Annotated in this window: 20 protein-coding genes; 10 read left to right on the forward strand and 10 right to left on the reverse strand. The window is 54.0% G+C overall.

Annotated features, from left to right (window positions below; translation table 11 throughout):
* Positions 1-300: 300 nt before the first annotated feature.
* Positions 301-894, reverse strand: coding sequence for a carbonic anhydrase (locus HP555_RS03510; protein ID WP_199263813.1), 594 nt, complete (start codon positions 892-894; stop codon positions 301-303).
* Positions 895-1,326: 432 nt separating this feature from the next.
* On the opposite strand from HP555_RS03510, the gene HP555_RS03515 reads away from it, so the two are divergent.
* The 6 genes from HP555_RS03515 (at position 1,327) to HP555_RS03540 (ending at position 8,230) form a co-directional block, all read left to right on the forward strand.
* Positions 1,327-1,917, forward strand: a complete 591-nt coding sequence (locus HP555_RS03515) for a TetR/AcrR family transcriptional regulator (RefSeq protein WP_199263814.1) — start codon at positions 1,327-1,329, stop codon at positions 1,915-1,917.
* A 59-nt stretch (positions 1,918-1,976) separates the two neighbouring features.
* Positions 1,977-4,151, forward strand: coding sequence for a SulP family inorganic anion transporter (locus HP555_RS03520; protein WP_199263815.1), 2,175 nt, complete (start codon positions 1,977-1,979; stop codon positions 4,149-4,151).
* Complete coding sequence (locus HP555_RS03525) at positions 4,129-5,355, forward strand: response regulator (RefSeq protein WP_199263816.1); 1,227 nt, start codon at positions 4,129-4,131, stop codon at positions 5,353-5,355. Before HP555_RS03520 ends, HP555_RS03525 begins: the two co-directional genes overlap by 23 nt.
* Before the next feature lie 69 nt (positions 5,356-5,424).
* The gene (locus tag HP555_RS03530; protein WP_199263817.1) at positions 5,425-7,215 is read left to right on the forward strand and encodes a sensor histidine kinase; all 1,791 of its coding nucleotides are present in this window, start codon (positions 5,425-5,427) and stop codon (positions 7,213-7,215) included.
* Positions 7,196-7,555, forward strand: a complete 360-nt coding sequence (locus HP555_RS03535) for a response regulator (RefSeq protein ID WP_199263818.1) — start codon at positions 7,196-7,198, stop codon at positions 7,553-7,555. Before HP555_RS03530 ends, HP555_RS03535 begins: the two co-directional genes overlap by 20 nt.
* Before the next feature lie 12 nt (positions 7,556-7,567).
* On the forward strand, positions 7,568-8,230 hold the full coding sequence (locus HP555_RS03540; protein WP_199263819.1) for a histidine kinase dimerization/phospho-acceptor domain-containing protein: 663 nt from the start codon (positions 7,568-7,570) through the stop codon (positions 8,228-8,230).
* 128 nt (positions 8,231-8,358) lie between these two features.
* On the opposite strand, the gene HP555_RS03545 is transcribed toward HP555_RS03540, so the two are convergent.
* Entirely contained in the window at positions 8,359-8,856 is a 498-nt protein-coding gene (locus tag HP555_RS03545) for an alpha/beta hydrolase (RefSeq protein WP_199263820.1), read from the reverse strand.
* 55 nt (positions 8,857-8,911) lie between these two features.
* A complete protein-coding gene (locus tag HP555_RS03550; RefSeq protein ID WP_199263821.1) occupies positions 8,912-9,871 on the reverse strand; it encodes a cation diffusion facilitator family transporter in 960 nt (319 codons plus the stop codon).
* Positions 9,872-10,025: 154 nt separating this feature from the next.
* On the opposite strand from HP555_RS03550, the gene fumC reads away from it, so the two are divergent.
* Positions 10,026-11,423 (forward strand): class II fumarate hydratase, encoded by a 1,398-nt coding sequence (fumC, locus tag HP555_RS03555; protein ID WP_199263822.1) that lies wholly within the window; start codon positions 10,026-10,028, stop codon positions 11,421-11,423.
* Between the two features lie 44 nt (positions 11,424-11,467).
* Here the strand turns inward: fumC and HP555_RS03560 are convergent, their stop codons facing one another.
* Positions 11,468-11,890, reverse strand: a complete 423-nt coding sequence (locus HP555_RS03560; protein WP_199263823.1) for an acyl-CoA thioesterase — start codon at positions 11,888-11,890, stop codon at positions 11,468-11,470.
* A gap of 224 nt (positions 11,891-12,114) precedes the next feature.
* Here HP555_RS03560 and HP555_RS03565 point away from each other — a divergent pair, with 224 nt between their 5' ends.
* The 3 genes from HP555_RS03565 to HP555_RS03575 are packed head-to-tail and all read left to right on the forward strand — an operon-like array spanning position 12,115 to position 14,261.
* On the forward strand, positions 12,115-12,399 hold the full coding sequence (locus tag HP555_RS03565; RefSeq protein WP_269846867.1) for a thioredoxin domain-containing protein: 285 nt from the start codon (positions 12,115-12,117) through the stop codon (positions 12,397-12,399).
* Between the two features lie 5 nt (positions 12,400-12,404).
* Positions 12,405-13,586 (forward strand): aminotransferase class I/II-fold pyridoxal phosphate-dependent enzyme, encoded by a 1,182-nt coding sequence (locus HP555_RS03570; RefSeq protein WP_199263825.1) that lies wholly within the window; start codon positions 12,405-12,407, stop codon positions 13,584-13,586.
* A gap of 15 nt (positions 13,587-13,601) precedes the next feature.
* A complete protein-coding gene (locus HP555_RS03575; protein WP_199263826.1) occupies positions 13,602-14,261 on the forward strand; it encodes a DUF452 family protein in 660 nt (219 codons plus the stop codon).
* A 235-nt stretch (positions 14,262-14,496) separates the two neighbouring features.
* On the opposite strand, the gene HP555_RS03580 is transcribed toward HP555_RS03575, so the two are convergent.
* Genes HP555_RS03580 through HP555_RS03605 form a run of 6 tightly spaced genes read right to left on the reverse strand, consistent with a single transcriptional unit; the run spans position 14,497 to position 24,817 of the window.
* Entirely contained in the window at positions 14,497-17,532 is a 3,036-nt protein-coding gene (locus HP555_RS03580; RefSeq protein ID WP_199263827.1) for a type I restriction endonuclease subunit R, read from the reverse strand.
* Positions 17,529-19,241: an ATP-dependent nuclease gene (locus HP555_RS03585; protein WP_199263828.1), complete on the reverse strand. Its 1,713-nt coding sequence runs from the start codon at positions 19,239-19,241 to the stop codon at positions 17,529-17,531. The genes HP555_RS03580 and HP555_RS03585 overlap by 4 nt, the downstream gene beginning before the upstream one ends.
* On the reverse strand, positions 19,238-20,554 hold the full coding sequence (locus HP555_RS03590) for a restriction endonuclease subunit S (protein ID WP_199263829.1): 1,317 nt from the start codon (positions 20,552-20,554) through the stop codon (positions 19,238-19,240). The genes HP555_RS03585 and HP555_RS03590 overlap by 4 nt, the downstream gene beginning before the upstream one ends.
* Positions 20,551-21,567 carry a virulence RhuM family protein gene (locus tag HP555_RS03595; protein ID WP_233249236.1) on the reverse strand — a complete coding sequence of 339 codons (1,017 nt, stop codon included), beginning with the start codon at positions 21,565-21,567 and terminating at the stop codon, positions 20,551-20,553. Before HP555_RS03595 ends, HP555_RS03590 begins: the two co-directional genes overlap by 4 nt.
* The gene (locus HP555_RS03600; protein WP_199263830.1) at positions 21,564-22,682 is read right to left on the reverse strand and encodes a PDDEXK nuclease domain-containing protein; all 1,119 of its coding nucleotides are present in this window, start codon (positions 22,680-22,682) and stop codon (positions 21,564-21,566) included. Before HP555_RS03600 ends, HP555_RS03595 begins: the two co-directional genes overlap by 4 nt.
* Positions 22,679-24,817, reverse strand: a complete 2,139-nt coding sequence (locus HP555_RS03605) for a type I restriction-modification system subunit M (RefSeq protein WP_199263831.1) — start codon at positions 24,815-24,817, stop codon at positions 22,679-22,681. The genes HP555_RS03600 and HP555_RS03605 overlap by 4 nt, the downstream gene beginning before the upstream one ends.
* Positions 24,818-25,424 lie beyond the last annotated feature (607 nt).

The raw sequence follows: 25,424 nt of genomic DNA on the forward strand, positions 1-25,424 counted from the left end.
TGGGGCCAACTTCATCATTTTTTATGTTTTTTAATAAAAAACAGTAAATTACCGTATAAATTGTAAATAGGAATGTTTTCTATAATAGGCGTTACGAAACAATTAGAAACTTTTTGCAACAGATAACTGTTTCAAAATGTTTCCAACCGTTGCGTTGGGTTTCTGGTTGTTGCATTGCCAACGGTCGAGTGATGCGACGGGTATGCGCCGGACGAATGTCCGGATGAAAGACGGGTGGCAGCCGCCGGAACTGCAGCGCCACCCGGGATGCTGAAGGGTGCGAGAAGAGGCGCAGTCCGGTTAAAGCACGCTCACCACACCGGTGGCCATGTCGTAATAGGTGGCAACCACGAACACTTTGCCGGCAGCCACCATATCGGCGATAACCGGCTCTGACTCGGCAATTTTTTTAGCCGTGGTCCGGGCCAGCTCTTTAGAGGCATTGTCACACCAGTTGCCCTCAAGCCCCATGGTATGTTTTAAGGCAGTAGCAAGCGGCGGAATCAGGGTGGCCATGTGACCATAGGCCTTGGCACCCCTGGAGGCCGCATTGATGGCCCCACACGAGGAGTGCCCCATTACCATCACCAGAGGGGTGTGAAGATGCGCCACAGCATACTCAATGCTGCCGAGCATGTGATCACTGATCACACCGCCCCCCACCCGGAGAACGAACAGGTCCCCCAGCCCCTGATCAAAGATATCCACCGGCGGCACACGGCTGTCCCCGCAGGTCAGAATCGCGGCAATCGGCTCCTGGCCATCAAGCAGTTTTTTGCGTGACTCGTTGCAATGATTCGGGTGTTCAAGCTGTCCCCTGACAAAGCGCTGGTTGCCGGTCAGCAGAACTTCAAGCGCCTCTCGCCCGGACAACCGTGGTTTTGTTACAGTCATGGCGTGCTCCTTTATAATTGGAGTGTTTCATTGTGGAACAGGATGGACCACACCGACGCTTTTGCCGACGCCGCCCCCCTACGGAAAATTGGGGCTTTTTATCAGCATCAATGTGTTTCTGCAAGAAAATAACAAGAAGCATACAGAAAAAAAATCCCGAGCCACACTGTTCACGACCAGATTTTTTAAGGCAGTACGAACAGCACAGTGTCGTATTATTGCGACACATGATAACCAAATTGTCTGCTTTTGGTTCAACATGTTCCTCGAGTGGTAAAACCTGCGTTGAAAACGCCTCAACGATTTTTCCGACCCCACTGATTTTATCTTGACGGTTGGTCAAAATGTATTTAATAATCGATTTAAAACTGACTGAGTACTCAGTCGAAATCCAATTTACATACCGTGCCGTTGTCCATGCAAAAAAAAGACATGAAAAAAAAAGAACTGATTCTCCAGGCGGCAACCTATCTCTTTGCCCGCAAAGGATACAGCGATACTGCCATGCACGAACTGTCGAAGATGACCGGTACCGCAGAGGGAACGATCTTCTATCATTTCAAAAATAAACAGGGAATTTTCCTGGCGATCCTTGAGGATCTCAAAGAGACGATCCTGCCGGAATTTGAACAGTATCGAAAGGTGGAATCAGAAAAAACCGGGCTGGACATGGTTATGGAAACGATCTCTTTCTATCTGTACATGGCGAAAAACCGGGAAGATCTGTTTGCCATTCTTCACCAGCGACATCCCTACGAGCTGGCAGTCAGCAATGCCGAGTGCCGCGACATTCTTGAGGCCATCTACAACTGCTTTGTCGACATCTTCGAGTCCGCCATTGTTGCCGGACAAGCCGATGGGTCCATTCACCCTGCCATTGTCGCCCGTAAGTCAGCCCTGATCGTTTTCGGCATGGTGGACAGCATGGTTCGATTTCGCATGAACAACCTCTATGATGTCGAAGCGCTGTACAGTGAACTGACCGAATCCTGTCGTCGGATGCTGAAAAGTGAACACTGTTGATGTGGTAAAAATACCGTCACTCATAGACCTATAGAACGATCCGAGGTGAAACGAACAGTATGATAAAGCGAATTTTTCCTTTCCTTGACTGGTTCTCCGGCTACAATTTGCCTTTTTTGAAGGCAGACGCGGTTGCCGGACTGACCGTTGCCCTGGTCCTGATTCCTCAGTCCATGGCCTATGCCCAGCTGGCCGGGATGCCGGCCTATTACGGTCTCTATGCCGCCTTCCTGCCACCGATGATCGCCGCCCTCTTCGGATCGAGCCGACAACTTTCCACCGGGCCGGTGGCGGTGGTTTCGCTGATGACCGCAGCTTCACTCGAACCTCTGGCCACTGCCGGCAGTGAAAGCTTCATCGCCTATGCCATTCTCCTGTCCCTGCTGGTCGGCCTGTTTCAACTAAGCCTGGGGATTCTCCGGCTGGGACTGGTGGTCAACTTCCTCTCCCACCCGGTGGTGAACGGTTTTACCAATGCCGCCGCCATCATCATTGCCACCTCACAGGTGTCAAAGATGTTCGGCGTCAATGTGGACAGTGCAGAACATCATTATGAAACGATCATCAAGGTCGTCCAATCGGCTCTCCACTATACCCACTGGCCCACGTTGCTGATCGGTCTGCTGGCGCTGGTCATCATGGTTGTTCTGAAGCGTATCGCTCCAAAGGTGCCAAACGTGCTGGTGGCGGTGGTTGTCACAACGCTCCTCTCCTGGTTGATCGGCTTTGAACACAATGCCGGCAGCAGCAGCACTGCACTGCAGTCACCGGTTGCGCTGGAAAAAATACTCTCCTTTAACGAGGCCGTGGAAGGCATTGCGCCTCTGGCGGAAGAGCGGACCAAGACCAGCAGGATTCTGGAGGAGGCAAAAAAAGGCAACGATGCCATTGCCCGGCTTGATGCGGAACATGACGACCGGGTCATCCAGTCCAAGATTGAAGAACTCAAAGACAAGGCGCATCTGTACCGGGAAGAGATCCGGCTGCTGCTGTTTAAAGCTGTCCGTCAACCGGATGACACAGTGCTGTACTATCAGGACGACCAGGTACCTGCCGGGGCCGTAACCGACGGTCGCACCTGGCGCATTCGTGTTGGCAACAAACCCATCGCTCTTGAGAAGATACCTCTGACCGGTGGCGGTGAGGTGATCGGCACGGTACCCGGGGGCTTGCCCGCCTTAAGTGTGCCAAAGCTTGATTTCAGTGTGCTGCTGCACCTCTTTCCCTATGCCGCCATTATTTCCCTCCTGGGTTTCATGGAGGCCATCTCCATTGCCAAGGCCATTGCCAGTAAAACCGGTCAACGTATCGACCCCAACCAGGAGCTGATCGGACAGGGACTGGCCAACATTGTCGGCGCCATTGCCAAAAGCTACCCTGCTTCCGGTTCATTCTCCCGTTCAGCAGTCAACCTCCAGGCCGGTGCAGTCACTGGTTTTTCGAGTGTCTTCACCAGCCTCACCGTGGTTATTGCGCTGTTATTCTTCACCCCCCTGCTCTACCACCTGCCACAGTCAGTGCTGGCGGCCATTATCATGATGGCGGTCATCGGCCTCATCAATATTTCGGGCTTTCTGCATGCCTGGAGAGCGCAGTGGTACGACGGCCTGATCTCTATCCTCTCATTTCTTTGCACGCTCTGGTTTGCGCCGCACCTTGATAAAGGCATTATGCTCGGAGTCGTGCTCTGCCTTCTGGTCTTTCTCTATAAAAATATGCGCCCGGTTATCACCTCGCTGACCCGCGACCGCAGCCGGGTACTGGTCTGTGCCGTAACCAGGGGCCTTGAAGAGTGCAAGTATCTGTCGATTATCCGGTTTGAAGGGCCTTTGTTTTTTGCCAACGCAAGTTATCTTGAAGACAAGATCTCGGACCTGATGCTCTGTAAGACCACCCTGCGTCACATCTTAATCGTTGCCAACGGCATCAATGACATTGACGCCTCCGGTGAAGAGACATTATCCTTGCTCGTCGGAAGACTCCGCAGTGCCGGCATTGATGTCTCGTTCAGCGGCATCAACGACACTGTCATGAAGGTGTTGATCCGCACGCATCTGTTCAACAAAATCGGTGCCGACCATATCCACCCGACCATGGAAGAGGCCCTGCTCGTCATCCATCCGAACGTCCATACCAGAGAGGAGATAGCACGCTGCCCCCTGGGCAACCATCCTCAACCCGAGATCATTCACCCCTTAGGAGAGAGTTCCCATGTCTGTGATAACTGTATTTAATGCGTTGTACTGTAATGAAGAGCTGATCGTACCGCAGCTGGTGAAAAAGACCGGGTATCGGCTGGTGGAAGATGCCGAGATTGTGGATCAGGCCTGTACGTTGTCAGGCCTTTCTGCGGATCGGATCAGCCGGGCTTTCACGGCCAAGACGTCGCTCTTCAACCCCTTCACCCATGAAAAAGAACGGTCCATCGCCTATCTGCGCCTGGCGGTGGCCGACATCCTCTCCCAGGGCAACCTGGTGGTCCACGGTTTCTGTGCCCACTTTATTCCACCACCTGTGACCCATGTTCTGCGTCTCTGTCTGGTGGCGGACATGTCGTATCGGTTGCAGCAGGCCGGGCGTCTCTCTTCCCCGGAAAAGGATGTCCTTAAAGTTATCCATAAAAACGATGAAGATAAGAGTGCCTGGACCCAGCAGCTGCTGGGCAATGCCGATCCCTGGGATTCAGCACTGTACGATATCGTCATTCCCACCGACAAGATCGGTGCGGAAGAAAGCGTGCATCTGATCATCCGTAATCTCAACACCGATGTGCTTGTGCCGACCGCGGCATCGCTGGCCGCACTGGACGACTTCCGTCTCCTAGCCACTGTCCAGGTTGCACTGACCCGGGAAGGACACGACGTCAGCGTTGCTGTTCAAAGTGGTGCGGTGACGCTGACCATTGAAAAGAATGTGCTCATGCTCAGTCGGCTTGAGCAGGAATTGAAAGAGATTGTCGAAAATATCGAAGGCGTGAAAACCGTCACCACCGAAGTCGGTAAAGACTTTCATCAGGCTGATATCTATCGCAAACTCGATTTCCAGGCCCCTTCCCGGGTGCTTCTTGTGGACGATGAACGCGAATTTGTCCAGACCCTTTCTGAACGGCTGCTGCTTCGCGATCTGGGCTCAGCCATTGCCTATGACGGTGAGTCGGCGCTTGAGATGGTTCGTGAAGACGAACCTGAAGTCATGATTCTCGACCTGAAGATGCCCGGCATTGACGGCATAGAGGTACTGAAACAGGTCAAGGCGACCCAGCCGGAAATTGAGGTGATCATCCTCACCGGGCACGGCAATGAAACCGACCGTGAAACCTGTATGCAACTGGGTGCGTTTGCCTATCTCCAGAAACCGGTCGATATCGACATCCTCAGTGAAACGATGAAACAGGCCAATGAAAAGATCATGCGCCGTCAACAGGGAGAGCTGAGCTGAGCACAGGCCCCATCGTGGTCATGCCGAGGACGTGCCTGCTCCGTACACACCTTAGCCCGGAGAGTCGCCATGCCGCTTCTGGATCGTTTTAAGCCAAAGTTTCTCGATCATCATGATCAGAGCTCCGGCATGTACAAATCACTGTTTAACTTTCGGCTCCTGTGGAAGCAGTCCATTGCCATCACCCTGGCTGTGGTCCTGCTGCCGCTGTTCACCCTGGCCTTTGTAAACTATCGGGTCAGCACGGATGCCGTGGAGTCGGAATTACTGCTGCGCACCAGCCGCCTGGTCTCCAATGCCCGGCGGACCCTGACCGCGTATCTGCATGAACGGATCATTGCGCTGAACTTTCTGATCCTTGATACCAGCTTTGAACAGTTAAACAGCCAGACCCGCCTGGGAGATCTGCTCAATCATCTGAAAAGCGGTCTGGGCGAGTGGCATGACCTTGGTCTTATTGATCATACCGGTATCCAGGTGAACTATGCCGGCCCGGACAACCTCAGGGGCATCGATTACAGCCGGCAGGAGTGGTACAGCAAGCTGAACTACAAAGATCAGGAAAGTTATCACGATACCATTGGCATGCGTTCGGATATCAGTGATATCTTTCTGGGGTTCAGAAAGGCGCCGCATCTGGTGGTCTCGGTTCTGCACAACAATCCTGAGGGTCAGCATTACATCCTCCGCGCCGGTCTGCAGATCGCCCCGCTCAACAACATCCTCACGCATCTGGAGGTTCGCGGTGACGGTGATGCCTTCCTCATCAACCATAAAGGAGTGATACAAACACCTTCCCGGTATTATGGCGAAATCATGACCCGATTCCCCTTGCCGGTCCCGCCGCCCTCCGACCGTACCGAGGTCTTTGAGGGTAAAGATCACCTGGGACGCGCCATTGTCACCGGGTACGCCTACATCACCGGCACTCCTTTCATCCTCATGGTCATCAAGCAGAAGAGCACCCTCATGGCCGGCTGGGAGGCTGCACGAACAAAGCTGCTCATCTTCCTTGCCGGTTCGGTCCTGGCCATCCTGGCCGTGGTGTTCAGCATCTGCACCTACCTGGTCAACAGTATCTACCGGGCTGATCAAAAACGGCTGGCCTCGCTCCACCAGGTGGAATATGCCAACAAGATGGCATCCATCGGCAGGCTGTCGGCCGGTGTTGCCCATGAGATCAACAATCCGCTGGCCATTATCAATGAAAAGGCCGGGCTGATCAAAGATCTGTTCACGTTTCGTCAGGAATATGCCAACGATCACCGTCTTATCGGCCTGGTCGAGGCCATCATTGCGGCGGTTGACCGGTGCGCGACCATCACCCGGCAGCTACTCAACTTTGCCCGCAACATCCAGGTCACCCTTCAGAAGGTTGATATCAGACAGGTGGTGGCGGACGTGCTTGCCTTTCAGAATAAGGAGGCAGGCTACCGCAACATTGAGATCAAGGTGGCGATATCCGAAGATGTCCCTGAGTTTTTCAGTGACCGCGGCAAGTTGCAACAGATATTCATCAACCTGGTGAACAACGCCTTTGCCGCCATGAAGGAGGGCGGCCGACTTGAGATCCTGTGTCGGCTCAGTGATGACGGGTCGCACATTGTCACCAAGGTCAGTGATACCGGGTGCGGCATTCCACCGGAAAACATCAAGAAAATATTTGAGCCCTTTTTCACCACAAAAAGCGGCAGCGGCGGGACAGGGCTGGGTCTGTCCATCACCTATGGTCTGGTCAGAGAGATAGGTGGAACGATTGATATCGAAAGTACCATTGATACGGGAACAAGCTTCACCATTACTTTGCCGGTCGAGTACCCAAAACAACAAGGAGAGCACAATGCGCCTATTGCTGGTTGACGACGAGGAAGAACTGGTGTCCACCCTGGCGGAACGGCTGACGATGCGAGGCATTGACGCCACCTGGGTGACGAATTATCAAGAGGCACTGGCAGCGGTCGAACGGGAGCATTTTGATCTGGCGCTCCTGGATGTCCGCCTGCCGCAGATGAATGGGCTTGAACTCAAACGGCTGATTGCCGCCCGTCGACCGGAGATGAAGTTTATCTTTCTTACCGGCCACGGCTCGGAAGAGGATTTCGAGGCCTGCTCAGCGGAAAGCGGGCCGGAGTACTACCTGATCAAACCGGTGCAGATCGAGGTCTTAATGGCCAAGATCAACGAGCTCACCCAACCATGAGGAAAAATTGCCATGTATGACCAGTCAGCCACTGCCGACAGCCGGGGACTCCACTTTTTCGGTGTCATGACAGCGTCCATTTCCCATGAACTGAAAAATGCCCTGGCCATTATCAATGAAAATGCCGGTCTGCTGGGCGACCTTGCTCTGCTGGCGGAGAAAGGCCGCCCCCTGGAGCCGGAAAGATTGAAGGTGCAGGCGGAAAGGATCCGGCAGCAGGTACGACGCGCCGATGATATTATCCGTCGGCTCAACCGTTTTGCCCACAGTGCCCATGAAGGCCCGACAGGTACTGATATCTATGAGGTGCTGGAGTTTACCCTTGCCCTGGCTGCCCGTCTGGCGGCCATGAAAAGTGTCAGCCTGACCGTACAGGGCGGCCCCCCCCTGCAGCTTGAAGTGCGACTGTTCCAACTGGGAAATCTGCTGTGGCTGTATCTGCAACAGGTCTTGGCAGTGGTACCGGACGGGCCTTCCGGTGTTGTGTTTGCAGCCTCGGACGCAGGAGAAGCGGTGATGGTCAGCTTACGCTGCGACAAGGTGCCGGCAACGACGATTGTGGCGGCTGTTGAGCAGGAGGGACAGCCTCTCCTTATGACCCTGGGGGCGACTGTCCATCTTGAGACAGACACCCTGCTGCTGCGCATCCCCAAAAGATCGCAAGTGATGCGGTAATACGCCGAACACTTTTGTTCTCTGGGGGTCAGGTGTCCGGCTTGTACGGGAAGCTGCGCATTGTGTCCACCGGCACCTGGCAGGAAGCAAGAATGTATTGCCGTAACCACTCTGTTTAAAAAACATTTCTACGTCAGCAGCTGCCCCCAGTCAAGTTTCGGAAAGGTCTGATGCAGCATATGGTCGTCATCCACGCAGCACTCTGTCAGCCGGCTGAAGGTCTTTCTTGCCGCAGGCAGCACCAGGTCCGGCGGACAGACTGTATCGTGCCTGCCGATCACCAGGAGCGTCGGCACCTCCAGCAATTGCTCCGGCGGCTGATACTCATCGAAGTTGAGCGCCGGTGCCAGCAGGACAAGGCGTTTACACCGCTGGGCGTGCATCCTTGCAAAACAGGCTGCCATCAGACCGCCGAAGCTCGACCCCACAAGGATGAGACGATCCTGCATGTCCCGGGTGTGGTGCTCCAGCTGATGGAGTCGCTGGTTCAGGTCACCGTCAAAGTTCCACATCCGGACCATGGGAAAATGCGCTGTGAACCAGCGGGCCTTGGTTCCTTTGATAGAGGATTCCCTCCCATGGAGAAAGATGGGCGTGACGGATGCGTTGTTGGTCGTGACTGACATGATGCCTCTTGTGTATGGACCGGATGAGCTGCAAAAGCAACACATCTTGGGTTAATCACTGTCGGATCGGTCGGGGCGGCACCTTGAACGATGCCGCTTGCCGGCAATCCTCAACCGGGTGGTAATGCACATATACCCGGCGCAGATTTTCAATATCGGTCAGGAGCGTTTCTTCCACTTCTGTGGCAATACGGTGCCCCTGAACAACAGTCTGTGTACCATCTATGCCGATGGTGATATTCACAACCAGGTAGGGCCCGAAGCGATGGGCATGGATCTCTTCAATGACCTTGATACCGCTGACCTGCTGCAGGGACATCCGCATTGTTTCGGCCAGTTCTTTGCCGGGCAGGGTGTCCATGAGATCAGCTGTTGCCGAACGCAGGATCTCGATCCCGGTCATCAGAATAATAAGACTCACCACTGCACCGGCCAGAGGATCGATCCAGGGGTAGCCGAGTCGACCGAAAAAGATGCCGCTTGCTGCGGCAGCCGAGGCAAAGATATCGTTGCGATGGTCTTGCGCCAGGGCATGGACCGCGGTATTCCCTGTTTGCCGGCTGACACCGTAGGTCCAGACACTGAGACCGCATTTCAAAAAAACGGCAAAAAGCGCCACCCACAGTGCTGAAATCGAGGCCCCTGCCGAATCCGGGCGGACGGTCAGCAACTCGTACACCGTATTGAGCGAATGCCAGAAGATGGCAATGGCAGTGGTGATGACAAAGGCACCGACAACCACTGTTGCCACACTTTCAAACTGCTCATGGCCATAAGGATGCTCATGGTCCGCCGGTTTACCGGACAGCCGGACAAAGATACTCACAACAATACCATAGGCCACGTCTGAGGTGGAGTTGATACCGTCTGCCAGTAAAGCCGGGCTCTGCGCAACAACGCCGATAACGGCCTTCAGAACGGCGAGGAGAATATTGGCGGCCAACCCGACCTGAACAGCCAGCATGCTGTTTTGTCTGCGTTGCTCGTCACAACCACTGTTCAGGTCTGGATTCATCTAAAAATCCTGCTAAAAGTCATCTTGACGCACCGGCTGCAACCGGGCAAAGTATCTGCTTCTTCAGCTGGTTATACCGAATAACGGATTTGAAGCAACCGTTTTTGCCGGCGGATCCGTTGCCCAACGATAAAAAGATACTGGAGAAAAATCAATGCCATATCGTATCGAACACGACACCATGGGAGAGATCGAGGTTCCATCTGAGCGACTTTGGGGGGCCCAGACCGAACGCAGCCGCCACAACTTTCGCATCGGTGAGGAACGCATGCCCCTGGCCCTGATCTACGGATTAGTCCGTCTGAAACGGGCCTGTGCCGAGGTCAACCACAATCTGGGTCGGTTGCCGTCAGCAATCCGGGATCTGATCTTCCAGGTCTGCGATGAGATCCTCGCCGGTCAGCATGACCAGGACTTTCCGCTTTCTGTCTGGCAGACAGGAAGCGGTACCCAGACCAATATGAATGTCAACGAGGTGATCGCCAACCGGGCAAGCCTGCTCAAACAGGGCCACCTCCAGCATCCCCGGCCGGTCCATCCCAACGACCACGTGAACATGTCGCAAAGCTCCAACGACATTTTTCCGGCCGCCATGCACGTAGCGGCGGTGTTCGCACTCGAAGACCGGCTGTTACCGGCGGTGGAGGTGTTGCAGCACACCCTGACCGATAAAGCCGAGGCCTTTGCCGACATCATCAAAATCGGACGGACCCACCTGCAGGACGCCACCCCCCTGACCCTTGGTCAAGAGGTAAGCGGCTGGGCAGCCATGCTGGCCAGTAACGTCAGGCAGCTGCAAAAAAGCCTGGAACACCTGCGGGAACTTGCTGTCGGCGGTACAGCGGTCGGCACCGGGCTGAATGCGCCTGCGGGTTTCGGGGAGGCGGTTGCAGCAACACTCAGTCGGACATGCGGCAAAACCTTTGTTGCCATGACCAATACCTTTCATGGGCTGACCGGACATGACCAGCTGGTTTTCGCCCACGGTGCCATCAAGGCACTGGCGGCCAACCTGATGAAGATTGCCAACGATATCCGCTGGCTGGCCAGCGGGCCGCGCTGCGGTATCGGAGAAATCACCATCCCGGCCAATGAACCCGGGAGCTCGATCATGCCGGGCAAGGTCAACCCGACGCAGGCCGAGGCGGTCACCATGGTGGCCTGTCAGGTCTTTGGCAACGATGCGGCCATCGGCTTTGGAGCCAGCCAGGGTAATTTTGAGCTGAATGTCTTCAAACCGCTGATCATTTACAATGTGCTGCAATCGATTACCCTGCTGACCGATGCGATCCTCTCCTTTCATCAGCACTGTGCAACCGGCATTGCTCCGGTCCGGGAACAGATCGACCACCATCTCCACCGCTCCCTGATGCTGGTCACAGCGCTCAACCCGCACATCGGCTATGAAAAGGCGGCAGCTGTTGCCAAAAAAGCCTATACCGAAAACCTGTCGCTTCGCGAGGCTGCCCTGGCGCTTCATCTGCTCACCGGCGAGGAATTTGACCGCATCGTCCGTCCGGAAACCATGATCGGTCCCTCATCATCCCGGTGAGCAGGCAGAACCTGTTCATGGATGTCGGTACCGACAACAGATGCTCAGGTGTCTGCTTTCGATTTCCTGATCGGTTGCTTGCGGCCGTCTTCACCAAGAGCCACATAGGTGATGGCCGCCTCGGTTACCTTAAAGTTGGTGAACTGGTTCTTGTCGGCATGGAGGATCGGACGAACCCAGACCTCAAGCATGATCGTCACCGAGGTAGTGCCGATGCGTTGCACCCTGCCGTAACAGCAGACCACATCCCCCACCCGGACCGGTTTGATGAACTGCATACTTTCCACAGCCACGGTGGCGGTGCGGGTGCGGGTCACCTCTTTGGCCATCATGCTGCCGGCTAAATCCATCTGCGCCATGATCCAGCCGCCAAAGATATCGCCGTTGAAACTCGTATCTGCGGGCAGGGGCATCGTCCGCAACAGCAGCTCTCCCTGCGGCCCTGCAACGGCCTGTGTCTGTGTCATCTGCACACCTCCTTCTTTCCTGACAGACGGGTTGCTGTTCTATAGTGGATTTTTTGTGTTTGCGAAACAGGCAAGGTCAGGGAAAATAACTGGTGATGAAAACTCTCCTCTGGCTATAATGGCTCCTCATAACTGAATAAACCGTGCCACAGATGCAACAGGAGGATTGTATGCAGATTGAGTGGGCGTACCTGAGAAAAGGCTGAGTCTCAAGCGCCAAGGCACTGGATGTGCTGCAACGGCTTGACCTGCCGATCAAAGAGAGAATGGATGCCAAAAAAAACACCCTTGCCGCTGAAGATGCCTGGAATCTGCTGCGCACTGCCAGGCAGGTGCTGGTTGCCCGGGGTAAAAACTTTCAGGTGTTTGCCCCGCAAACCGACAGTAAAGAAGACCTGCTCGCCAAGGCCTTGGGACGGACCGGCAATCTGCGGGCACCAACCATACGAATCAACGATGAGATCTGGGTGGGGTTTAGTGAAAGTCTCTACGCCCGTCTACCGGGGTGACAACAATGGCTGATCTGTATCAACAGCTCGCCGGTGAACTCCACAAAATTGACCAGCAGGGGCAGTTGCGCAACCTTGTTACAGTCACCCACCATGACCGTGGTGAAATAGAGATAGCCGGTCATCGTTACCTTAATCTGGCGGGCAACGATTATCTGGGTCTGGCGGCCAACCGGGCAATGATTGCCGGTTTTTATGCAGAGCAGAACCGTCAGAATCTGCTGGAATGCTACGGGCTCGGCAGTACCGCCTCACGACTGATGACCGGCAGCACAAAACCCTACGCCCGGCTCGAACAGCAGTTGTGCACACTGTACGGTACCGAGGCCGCCCTTGTCTTCAACTCCGGGTATCATCTCAACATCGGTATTCTGCCGGCGCTGGCCGGCAAGCAGGACCTCATCCTGGCCGACAAACTCTGTCACGCCAGCCTGATTGACGGCATGCGGTTGTCACCGGCCAGGCTCATCCGTTACCCTCACCTTGACTATGCCGCCATTGAGGATCTGCTCTCTCGCCATCGGGACAAATATCGCCGGATTTTCATTGTCACGGAATCGATTTTCAGTATGGATGGTGACACAGCCGACCTAGCTGAGCTGGTTCGCCTTAAAGACCGCTGGCAGGCGGTGCTCTATGTTGACGATGCCCATGGCGTTGGTATCCGGGGGGCAACCGGGTGCGGGCTGGCAGAGGAGATGGGGGTGCTTGACCGGATAGAGATCCTGACCGGTACCTTTGGCAAGGCCTTTGGCGGACAGGGTGCCTTTGTGGTCGGTACCCGGGTTCTGATCGACTATCTGCTCAACACGGCCAGGTCACAGATCTTCACCACCGGGCTGCCGCCTGTTTCCGTACACTGGCTGTGCACGGTACTGCAGCAGATGCCGCAGATGCAGGCCCAGCGGACCGGGGTTGCCGAGCTGGCCGATCGCCTTCGCGAGGCATTGCGAGCAGAAGGACTACGAACCCATGGCAGCAGTAATATCGTGCCGGTGCTCATCGGTGATGCCGCCACAGCAGTGGCCGCAGCCGAGCGTATCTGTGCGGCCGGATACTGGGTCAAGGCAGTGCGACCACCGACAGTGCCTGCAGGCACATCTCGCTTGCGGCTCTCGTTGAATGCGGCCATGGCGTGGGAACAGCTGGCACCGTTACCCGGTCTTATTAAAGCAGCACTTACCTAGAGCGGATATACACCCATGCAAACCATCTGGCTGCAGCAGCACTGTCACCGGGAATGCATCCTTTTTTTTAACGGCTGGGGCATGGATCAAACCCCGTTTCACACTCTGCCCGCCACCCGTCACGACCTGTGCATGGTCATCGATTACCGCACACTGCCACCCATTGATCTCCAGATGTTTGCCGACTATCACCGGCTGCACCTCGTTGCCTGGTCCATGGGTGTCTGGGCGGCTGCCCATCTCCTGGCCGGGCAGGCGGACCGTTTCACCACCAGCACCGCCATTGGCGGTACGCTCACGCCGATCGATAACCAGCGCGGTATTCCGGCGGAGAGCTATAACGCCATGCTCGACCACTTTACCGCTGACACTGTCGAGCATTTTTACAGCAGCATGTTTGACAGCCACGAACAGCTGACCACCTTTCTGGAAAACCGGCCTCAACGACCGCTGAACGAACTCCGGGAAGAACTGGCCGCATTCCGGGACGCTGCCCTTGATGCAGGCCCGGCCCGCAACATGTACTCTCGAAAAATTATCACCAGTCGCGACCGTATCTTTTCAGCCCGCAATCAACGGCGTGCCTGGGGTAAAGACAGTGCCGAAGTTTGCAACTGGCCGCACTTCCCCTTTTATAACCTGACCGACTGGCACCAGCTGCTCGACACGCCCTGATTCCTTTGTCCGACAGACCCTATGGCGCGTTGCAACAGATTTTGCAGGCAGGATATCTTGAACTTAAAATAACGAGAGGCCTGGATAGGCACAAAATACAGTTTCCCTGATAGAGATGTAAAGTCAGGTTCTGTCAGTCAGTGCAGTGTAAAGGCTGATGGTTTTGCTGATCGTGGCAACCTGATTCAGGGGATGATGCAGGGTGGCTGCTATTTCATCTTGTTTCTCTTTTACATCACGTCTTCGGATGAACAATACTGCCTTGCGGTCCACTCAGCCGGTCATAAACCTGGCTGCCCAGCCATTTGGAGACCACATCCTGGAGTTCCGGTTTGCTCATGTAGTCGGTAAACAGCTCCTCGTTGAGTTCCATACGCTCGATGAACAGCGATTCCAGCACCTGGCGAAAGACCAGTTGAAACTTGTCAAGGGAGTTCACTTCGGCTGCCTGGCGCAAGGATTCGTTCCGGCTGGCGGCCTCGGCGATCTGATCGAAGAAAAGCTGATCCGCTTCACTCAACTCAGCGCCGAAACGTTCGTTGATGATATCTATAAGGCGGGAGAGCGTTACGTACTGCTCATGATTTTCCGCAGTGCCAACCTCGCGCGGTCCGTCGAGCGGCCTGGCATACCCCTCAGCCAGGTTGATCGAGCCTTCGCTGATCTTCTGCAGCCGATAGTAGTCAAGCTCAACTTCCTCATCAAAATGGTATCCCGGTCCGGTCTTACGCCTGGGTAGTTTCAAGACCAGGTAGCGCAGATACGTATAGAGCTTTTCCAGATCACTGTCCTGATAGGGGATGACCTGGCTCAAAAAGCTGTAGAGAGTGCGAAACGCCCGGGTTTTGCCGCGCCACAACTCGGCCTCTTCCTCTTCATCATTTTGCAGCTGGACAAAACGGGCCACAGCCTGATCAAGCAGGGCGTTCAGATTCTTATGATCAGTCGGGCTCTGGCGACGTTTGGGCGCAAAGAAGATACGTGAAAATTCATCCACCTCATCTTGCAGGTAGATGCCTGACCCGTCCAGCTCGGCCTGCACCTTATACATTCGATCCGGATCAACTTCTTCGCCCATGACCGAACCGTCGTAATACTGACGAAACGCCTCCTGAATCTCGGCCGGGTCGTTGACAAAGTCGAGCACAAAGGTGTCGTCTTTCAGCGGATGGGTGCGGTTCAGACGCGACAGGGTCTGCACCGCCTGGATCCCGGCCAATCGCTTGTCCACATACATGGTGTGCAGCAGCGGCTGGTCAAAGCCGGTCTGGTACTTCTCCGCCACCAGCAGCACCTGGTAGTCGGGTTTAGCAAAGGTGCTTGGCAGTTCCTTTTCCTTCAAGCCGTGATTCATCTCGACTTCGGTGTAGGTTTTCTCCGGCAGCTTGTCGTCTTCCACTGTGCCGGAAAAGGCCACCAGGCTTTTGATGGGATAGCCCTTTTCGCTGATGGTGCGATCGAATTCCTGTTTGTAACGCACTGCCTCCAGCCGCGAGCCGGTGACCACCATGGCCTTGGCCTGACCACCGATCTTGTGGCGGGTGTGTTGCTGGAAATGCTCGACCATCACTTCAGTCTTTTGACCGATATTGTGCGGATGCAGACGCATGAAACGCGCCAAAGCCCGGGCTGCCTTTTTACGTTCAACGTTAGGGTCATCCTCAGCCTTTTTAATCAGTCTGTAGTAAGTCTTATAGCTGACATAGTTTTTCAGCACATCCTCGATAAAGCCCTCTTCAATGGCCTGGCGCATGGTGTAGCGATGAAATGGTTCGCTGCCCCGACCAAAGATTGCCAGCGTCTTGTGCTTGGGCGTGGCGGTAAAGGCAAAAAAACTCATGTTGGGCTGGCGGCCGCGCTTGGCCATGGTCCGAAACAGCCGTTCCAGCTCTTCTTCACCTTCTTCCTGGGCTGCCTCCCTGGCCTTGCGGATCAATTCCATACCACCCAGCACACCTTTCAGCTCGGTGGCGGTCTCCCCTGACTGGGAACTGTGGGCCTCGTCAATGATCACCGCGTATTTGCTTGTGGGCAGATGGCTGCTGCCCTCGCCTCGCTCCTCGGCCAGTTTCATCAGTTGCCCGGAAACAAAGGGAAACTTCTGCAAGGTGGTGATGATGATCGGCACGCCCGACTCCAGGGCCTCGGCCAGTTGGCGCGAATCCTCATCAATCTTCTGCACCACCCCCTGGCGATGATCGAACTGATAAATGGTGTTCTGCAGCTGCCGGTCAAGCACCACCCGGTCGGTAATCACCACCACGCTGTCGAAAATGCGTTCGTCCTCACTGCTGTGCAGGGAGGAGAGCCGGTGGGCCAGCCAGCCGATGGTGTAGCTTTTGCCGCTGCCTGCCGAGTGTTCCACCAGATAGTTATGCCCCACGCCCTCGCAGCCCGCCGCTGTAACCATCTGCCGTACGGCCTGCAACTGGTGGTAGCGGGGAAAGATCATGGTCTCCTTGCGCACCTTTTTGCCCTGATCGCTGACCTTCTCATCGATATCCAGATGGAGAAAGCGGGCCAGCAGATCCAGCAGGCTGTCACGGCTTAACACCTCTTCCCAGAGGTAGGCGGTCTTGTAATTGCGGCCGTCTTTATCCGGCGGGTTACCTGCACCACTGTCCCAGCCCCTGTTAAAGGGCAGAAAATGGGTGCTGGTCCCGGCCAGGCGGGTGGTCATGTGTGCCTCTTCGCTATCCACGGCAAAGTGTACCAGGGTGCGTTTGGTAAAGAGGAAGATCGGCTCACGCGGGTCGCGATCATGACGATACTGGTGAATGGCATTGGCCACTGTCTGTCCGGAAAGGGGATTTTTCAACTCCAGGGTCACCACGGGAATACCGTTGATACTCAGTACCACATCCAGTGATCTTTTGTTTTTACTGCTGAAATAGAGTTGCCGGGTGATGCCCAGGCGATTGGCACGGTAGTGCGCCTCCAGTTCCGGGTTGAGGCCGTGGGCCGGGCGAAAAAAGGCGATACGCAGGGTCCTGCCAAAGCACTTGAAACCCTGGCGCAGGGTGGTCAGAACACCGTGGGTATCCAGCCATTTGCAAAGTGCCAAGAGCACCCGCTGGCCGGTTTCAACGCCGTGCAGGTCCTCCAGCTTTTCCCAGGTTTTGTCCTGGGTTGCACGGATAAACGCCAAGGCCTCATCAGGGAAGATGGCCCGCTCGGTGTCAAAAGCACCTGAGTCGAGTTTGCTGTAACCATCAGCCAGTAAGACTTTCTCAATGGCGGTTTCAAAAGCAGCTTCGGAGGTGGGTTTCATGGCTTGCCTTTCTGCACAGTGAAACAAGATTGCACCAGATCGCAGAAGTTTTTCAACTTGTCATCCGCAATTTGATTAGCGGCGTAGCAGTAAAGCAGGTGCTGGGGCTTCCTGTGTGGTGAGCCTGGTGGAGTGACATTCAGAGCTGTTTCAAGGTCCTTCTGGATCGTTACAATCGCATTGGTGAAGTGATCGTGCTTTGAGTCGGATATAAGCTGGTTCAATTCCTGATGTTCGTTCTTGTTTTCATCGTCATCATGAAGAACAGCATGAGTGACACCAAGCGCACTTAGCAAACTCATGAAGCGATGGATGTTGTATTTCCCCAGGCAGTCCAAGACATAAGTCCCCTGCGGAATCACCAATTTCGAATCATCCAGCAATCGGTTGATTAGCGCCGTCTCGCTAGGACCTTCCACTAACAAGACTTTTTGAGCAAAAAACAACCCAGCACGATCAGGATTCAGCCAAAGAAAATATTTGACTGCTTCCATTTCAGGCTTGAGGTCATCGGCCTGCATATTTTTTTTGACTTTGGAATATTTGTCGGCGACTTTTTCAATAGCCTTATTTGCATCAATAATGTCATCCCACTGATCTTGGCCTACCTGGAACGTCGAGACGATGCCGTTAATCCGCTGGGCTCTAATGATGGCCGGAATTCGAATGGCGTTTCTGCTCACAAAATGTGCAGAGTGAGTAGAACAAACAATCTGCCAATCTTCAGTTTCACTCACCTTAATTAGACTTCTGGCAAGGTCGTCCTGTTGCGGCGGGTGCAAAAACGCTTCCGGTTCTTCGAATAGAACAAGGTTGAGCGAGGGGGTGAAATCTTTGGCCTTCTTTGAAGTCTTTTGAGGCACATACTTTGCGCCGAGCTGAATCAGAGAATAGATGAAATGCCGCTGGAATCCAGAGCCGAAATATTCAACACCTTGGGACTTTTCATGGTAATTGTCCCGGATGTCCCATCCAAGCATGGATTTGATGATCTCCGCCGTGGATGGAGTGGTGAACTTTAGGTTGAAGTTGGTCTGCCACGGCGCAAGCAGCTCGTTCAAGTCGTTCTCGAAATTTGAAAGGGATCGATTGTCCTCTGTTTCTACAGATCGAACACTTCCCGCAAATGTGGTGACGCTTTCCGTCAGCGCTTTATATGCCTCGCTCTTCTCGACGACATCCGACATGATGTTGGTGATCAGGTCGCGCAGAGCTGACGGGCCGCTGAGCTTGGTGTGTTCATCAACCTTGCTAATGGCAGGGATATATATGAGATCGCCAAATTTGCCGCTCTGAACATTCTTGGCGCCGTAAAACGGCTCCTTCGACAAGGTGTCGTCGGACTTGTATCCAACAATTGATCCTGTGGCATTCTTGCCATCGTGTAACCTCTCTGACGTTTGGAAATATTTTCTGACTTTCAGGTCTTTATTGGCCGTTTTGTATTCATCTTTCAGGGAATCGTGCTCCTGATCGCTCAATGCAAAGGTCAGCTCAACCCATGACTCCTGATCAGCAGCACCTTTAAAAGGAAAGTCACAATCTTTTTTGAATTTGAAACCGTCTTTCTCATAAAAAGCCCGGATGCCATCAATGATGGTGCTCTTTCCGGCATTATTCGCGCCAACCAAAAGGCCGTAAGAATGCAAATTCATCGACGCATCAAGTATGCCACGGAAATTGTGAATGGTGACATGAGTAAGTTTCATATCCGCATCTCCTTTTTTGAAATCTGGCCGGTCACAGCGGCAGTGATCAGGGCGGCACGGCGTTCTCGTAGAAGTCTTATAGAGTTCTCAAGCTCTTTCTTGACATTCTTGGTCCCTTCATTCCCCTGCTTTATCAGGAGCAGAATACGTACTTGTTCTTCGATAGCGGGTATCGGGATTCGGAAATTACCAATCTGATCGCAGGTAATAGCACCCTTAGTGCTTCCAGCACCATCACTGTCACTCCTCAGGAAAGAATAGGCCCGAACTAGAACAAACCGCAGGTATTCGGCCAATAGTCGACCATCCTGTGGCTTTAGATAGGCGAGATGCTGATTTATTGTTGCATGGCGCATCAATATAGACGCCATACCGCGTGTCTTTCCCTGGCCGGTGATGCCAACCAGAACAGCAGGGGGTGAGATTATCGGCAGGTGGCATTCCTTCAAAGCTTTGTCTGTAACACCACGTGATGCTCCTGTAACGACTTCCATGTTGACGACGGAGCTGTTCATCCAAGGGAATCCTTCGTCATCCCAGTAATCTGAGTTGTCGACCGTTGGTGTCGAACCATTTCCCACCGTTGCCACGTATTTTATCGGTAGGATCTCCCAATGTGCCGGGATATCTTCCAGCCAGTCGAGGCCCGAGGGTTTGAGAGGCACGGTGGGGTCGAGGCCACGGGTGACAGCGCGGCTGATGAGGGCAGCACGCTTTTCTTCCAGCAGGGCCAGCATCTTTTCCTTTTCCGCTACCAGCGCATCAATGCGCGCGGTTTCGCGGTCGAGGTAGTCGGCGATCAGGCGTTGGGTTTCACTATCAGGATAAGGCAAGTGATGTTGGCGCAGCAGATCAGGCGATACCCGCTTGAGGCCTCCTGCACCCGTCATGGAAGCCTCACCCTCCTGCTTGAAGGATGAGGATTGGAAGTAGTAGAAGAGAAATTTTCGATTGATCTTTTTAGGCCTTATGACAAAAAGCTCCGAGCTTCCGAATCCTTTGCCACCTTCAAGATTTTGAACAACAGCAATGTTACCATTTTCAAAACAAGGCGTGACCTTGGCAAGAACAATATCGCCTTCTTCAAAGGCATTGTAAGAAGATGTGTACCTGGAAAATTTATCGGTATTCGGAAAAAAATAGCCGTTCTTAACCCTGTCCATGGGTAGAAAGGTCAATTCGTCGTCCTCTTCAAATTCACTGAAATCGACAGAGGGGTTAAGCTGGCAAACATAACGCAACGGAATGGTTTTCCAATCAATTCTTCGTGTCTTCATTCCTTCGTGTGAGCCCTGCATCTCCCTCAACTTCATCGCTCTGTCTTCTTCTGTTCAAGTTGTTTTTCAATCCGCGCAAGCTCTGCCATGTCCTCAGCATCGGCCTGTCTGGCCTCGGCAATACGGCGGTTTTCATCAAAGGTGTTGAAGCGTTCGTGGACGATACGTTCCATGGCCTCACGTGAAACACTGCCGGTGTGGGTGAGTACCGCCCTTTCGTTGAAGTCCAACAGGCGATCCACATTCAGCCGCCAGTAATCAAGGGTAAGTTGCTTACGCTCCTTTACCCGTAATTCAGCCTGTTCCAGAAAGATGACTACCAGCCGGTTGAGGGTGTCCACCTCGTCAGCAGACAGGTAGTTCTTGGCCACGATTACATCGTGTTTGCGTACCCGCGAACCGCTCCAGCTGGTGAGGGCCATGTTGGGAACATTCGGATCGACGCGAGAGACAACGATCTCAGCGGCGGTCTGCCCGGTGACAGCAAAGAGCAGTTTGTTCTGAGTTTCAGCAAAAAAGAGCCGGGCGACGTGGTCATCGGAACGGTAGTCGGAGCTGAGCGCAAAGAGGTCGCGCACTTTCTGGTAGAAGCGTTTCTCCGAAGCGCGGATTTCGCGGATGCGGGCCAGCAGCTCGTCAAAGTAATCCCAACCGCCAGGGTCTTTGAGCCGCTTGCCATCCATGACAAAGCCCTTGACCAGGTACTCAGCCAGGTGGGCGGTGGCCCACTGACGGAACTGGGTACCGCGCGGCGAGCGCACCCGGTAGCCCACGGCCAGGATCATGTGTAGGTTGTAATGTTTGGTCTTGTAGCGTTTGCCGTCTTCGGCAGTTGTCAAGTATTCCTTGACAACTGAAGCTTCAGGCAGCTCCTCTTCTTTGAGGATATTTTTGATATGCAGGCTGATGTTCTGCTTGGTGGTATCAAACAGCACGGCCATCTCGCCCTGGTTGAGCCAAACGGAGCCATCCTGAGCTTGCAGTTGGATTTGTACCTGTCCATCCTCAGTACGATAAACGATCAGCTCCCCACGGTCTGGTGTACTCACTCCGTTACCTCCCGTAACTGCTCATCAATGAACCGCTGCATCTCTTCTTTCTGCGGCAACTCCAGCAGGTATTTGGAAACGAACAACTGGTTGTCCATGCCGGCCAGCGCATATTCAACAAGGACGTGGTTCTTGCCGGTGCAAAGCAGGATGCCCACCGGCGGGTTGTCACCATCGGTCATCATGTTAGCCTTGTACCAACTGACGTAGGTATTGAGCTGGCCAAGGTTTTCATGGCTGAATTTTTCCAGCTTCAGTTCCACCAGTACATGGCATTTGAGAATACGGTGATAAAAGACCAGATCAACAAAGAAATGCTCGTCACCGATGAGAACCCGCTTCTGGCGCGCTTCAAAGCAGAAGCCGTGCCCCAGTTCAAGCAGAAACTCCTGTAGCTTTTCGGTAAGCTGCTGTTCAAGATGCGATTCACTCATCACCTCGGCCGATTTGAGACCCAGAAATTCGAAAACATAGGGATCGCGGATGTTGAAGACCGGCTGTGGTTCGGCATACTGCTGCACTTGTTTGGCCAGCTTCTTCTTTTCTAGCGAAAGTCCTGAACGCTCGTAGTAGAGGCTGTTGATCTGGCGTTTCAACTCGCGCACAGACCAGTTGCCGCGTATGCACTCCACCTCATAAAAGGCTCGTTTGGTGGCATCGTCAATGGCGATGAGCTGTTCAAAATGGGTATAGGACATGGAACCGATGAGTTTCTGGGGGTCAATTATGGAAAGTGCGGTCGCTGACCGCACAATTCGGGAGTCACGGTCTCCCGCATCCATAATATCTTTAAAATCCATTGGTTGAAATTGTGGGGGCAGTGACCGCACTATTTGTGGATAGACGTGGTAAAATCGGAGATACCAATATAGCTGGCGCTTCCCGCAGATACTCACTCCGGAACTCTGAAGCTCTGTGGAAAGCCGTCCCAATAAGTTCTCCCCATATTCAGCCCGGTCTTTGCCGTTCAACTCGTACTCGGCAATGTAATACCCGATCAGCCAGTTACGCAGGGTCAGACTGATGTTGACAGCTCTGCCAGCCTGGGCTGCCAATTTACGGTGGGCGGTCTGGATGCTGTTAACCAACTGTGCAAAGCTGGCCTCATTTTTCACTCCGTCACCTCCCGCAAGAGCGCCATGATCCGCTTTTCCACTGCCTCTAGCTCTGCATCGATCTCAGCCAGTGGTCGCGGCGGCTGGTACTGGAAAAATTCGCGGTTAAAGTTGATCTCATACCCCACCTTGCCGATGCCGCCGTCCTGTTCGTCCAGGGTCCCACGGTCGATCCAGGCGTCAGGCACATAGGGCCGCACCTCGCGCAGTACATAGCTGACAATATCTTCCTTCAGAGGGATATTCTCAAAGTCCTTCAGCGCCTGGTCGGGTTCGTACTCGACAAACCTACCCTTGCGCGTTTGGTTCAGGCCCAGCAATTCTTGAATTTCTTCCTGTCTTCGTGCCTTCGTGTGAGCCAAATCCTGGCCGGGAAACAACGCTTTGGTATCCAGAGCGGCCTCCTTGTGCACTTTGGCGATAACCGGCACAGCCTCGGGGTCAACCTCAGTAAAGGCATCACGAAAGGCTTTTTTCTGTGCTGTACCCTTGGCTCCCTTGGCCCAGCCTTCCAGATCGTCAGACAGGTCTTTGACAATCTTCTGCACCTGGCTCCAGACGCTGTTCCAGTCGTAATGCGGTTCACTGCCCAGTGCATCTTCAATGACCAACACCGCGTCGAGCAGTTCCGGGCAGGTGTTCAGGTAGCGATCCTTGGCCTCCTGAGTGATCTGAAACTTCAGGCGTAGCGGGCGCAGGATGCTGACGCGGCGGTAGCCGAAATAGGTATTATCAAAGACTTTGCTGGTCGTTGATTCGGTCAATGCGCCGTGCTCACGGCTGATTTTATTGATAGCCTTTTCATCCAGCCAGCGGCGCTTGTTGCCCAGACTGCGTTTCATCGGTGTCCAGCGCTCGCGGGCATCGATCAGCTGGATCCTGCCCTTGCGGTGCTTTTCCTTGCGGTTGCTGAGCACCCAGACAAAGGTGCCAATGCCCGTGTTGTAGAACATCTGTTCGGGCAGGGCGACAATGGCTTCCAGCCAGTCGTGTTCTATTATCCAGCGGCGGATTTCACTTTCACCACTACCAGCACCGCCGGTGAAGAGAGGCGAGCCGTTGAAAACAATGGCAATACGTGAGCCTGGTTTATCAATGTTGCCCTGCTGCCATGGCTGAAACTTGGCGATCATGTGGATCAGAAAGAGCAGTGCACCGTCGTTGACGCGTGGCAGCTTGCCCCTGTAGCCGCGAAAGTCATCCAGGCGGTCGATGGCTTTCTTCTCTGCCTTCCAGTCCACGCCAAAAGGAGGGTTGGCCAGCAGGTAGTCAAAGCGTTTGCCGGAGAACTGATCGTCAACCAGGGTGTTGCCGTACTCAATGCGGCTGTCTCGGTGTCCTTTGATCAGCAGGTCGGAGGCGGCCACAGCATAGGAGCGCGGGTTGTAGTCCTGACCGTAGACCTTGACTGTGGCCTGTTCGTTGTGAGCGCGAATCCAGTTCTGGCTTTCGGCCAGCATGCCACCGGTACCGCAGGCCGGGTCACAGATAGTGACAATCTTGCCTGCCTGGGTAAGCACCTGGGTATCAGGTTCCAGCAGCAGGTTGACCATCAGACGGATGACCTCGCGCGGGGTAAAGTGATCACCAGCCGTTTCATTGGCTGCTTCATTAAAGCGCCGGATCAGGTCTTCGAACACCAGCCCCATGGTGATGTTATCCACATGGCGGGGGTGCAGGTCGATTTCAGCAAATTGGGCTACCACTTGATAGAGTCGGTTAGCTTCTTCGAGTTTGGCAATTTCCTGTTCGAACTCAAAGCGTTCGAAGATCTTGCGGATGTTCTCGGAAAAACCGTTGATGTAATCAGTCAGATGACGGCCGATATTGTCCGGGTCGCCCTTGAGCTTGGGAAAGTCGAGCTGACTGTGATTGTGAAAGCCAAGTGGCTGGCCGTTGTCGTCTGTGGCCAGTGTATTGAGCACTCCATCCACCAGCTGCGGGTTTTTATCCTTCAAGGTATTAAAACGTTTGAGTATCATCTCCTTGGTGGGAGCCAGCACCGCGTCAAAACGGCGCAACACCGTCAAAGGCAGCATGACCCGTTCGTACTGTGGCGGCCGGTACGGTCCGCGCAGGAGGTCGGCCACAGACCAGATGAAGTTTGCCAGCTGCTGAAAATTACCAGAAGTCATGGGTGGGTGTCCTTATTGTCGAGTTGCAGCTTGCCTTGTTCCGCTATGCGTATACAAAAGACCTTGAATTGCCTTCTTGCCAGTTTAAAGAAAACCGTCTTTGCAAAATTTTCTGCTGCCTTTGCCATATTGGTTTGCCTCAATTCCTGGTGCGCCACCAAAATGCATTGGCGCCAAGCGAACGTAAATTGTTCAACGCACAATTATGCCCTCAATCTAGCAGGTGACAGCGCATGTGGAAAGCACAAGGTTGGCGATTATTCCCAAACCTTTTGCCATATTCTGCAACCAGTCCATAAGCAAAGGCCATGGAAATCAACAAACGGTGCGTGAGCCGCAGGTCAGTCCCACAGGGATGCCACTGTAAAGCAGCGCACAAACCGGATGAGATCCGGATAACAGGGATAAGAATGTGAATAATTTTGAGGCAAGAGGGAAGCAGAGTATGACGGACTTTTCAAAAAAAGTGATGGCAGTACGCTACTCTGAAAGTGACATAATCTGCCGGTGGTACGCAGCAAAAGAAAACCCATCTCTCCAGGGTCATTCTCTGAAAAGACGGGTTTGTCTTTTGTTCATGATGGAAGCACCGGGTGTTGAACCCGGA

The organism is Desulfobulbus oligotrophicus, assembly GCF_016446285.1.
Classification (GTDB): domain Bacteria; phylum Desulfobacterota; class Desulfobulbia; order Desulfobulbales; family Desulfobulbaceae; genus Desulfobulbus; species Desulfobulbus oligotrophicus.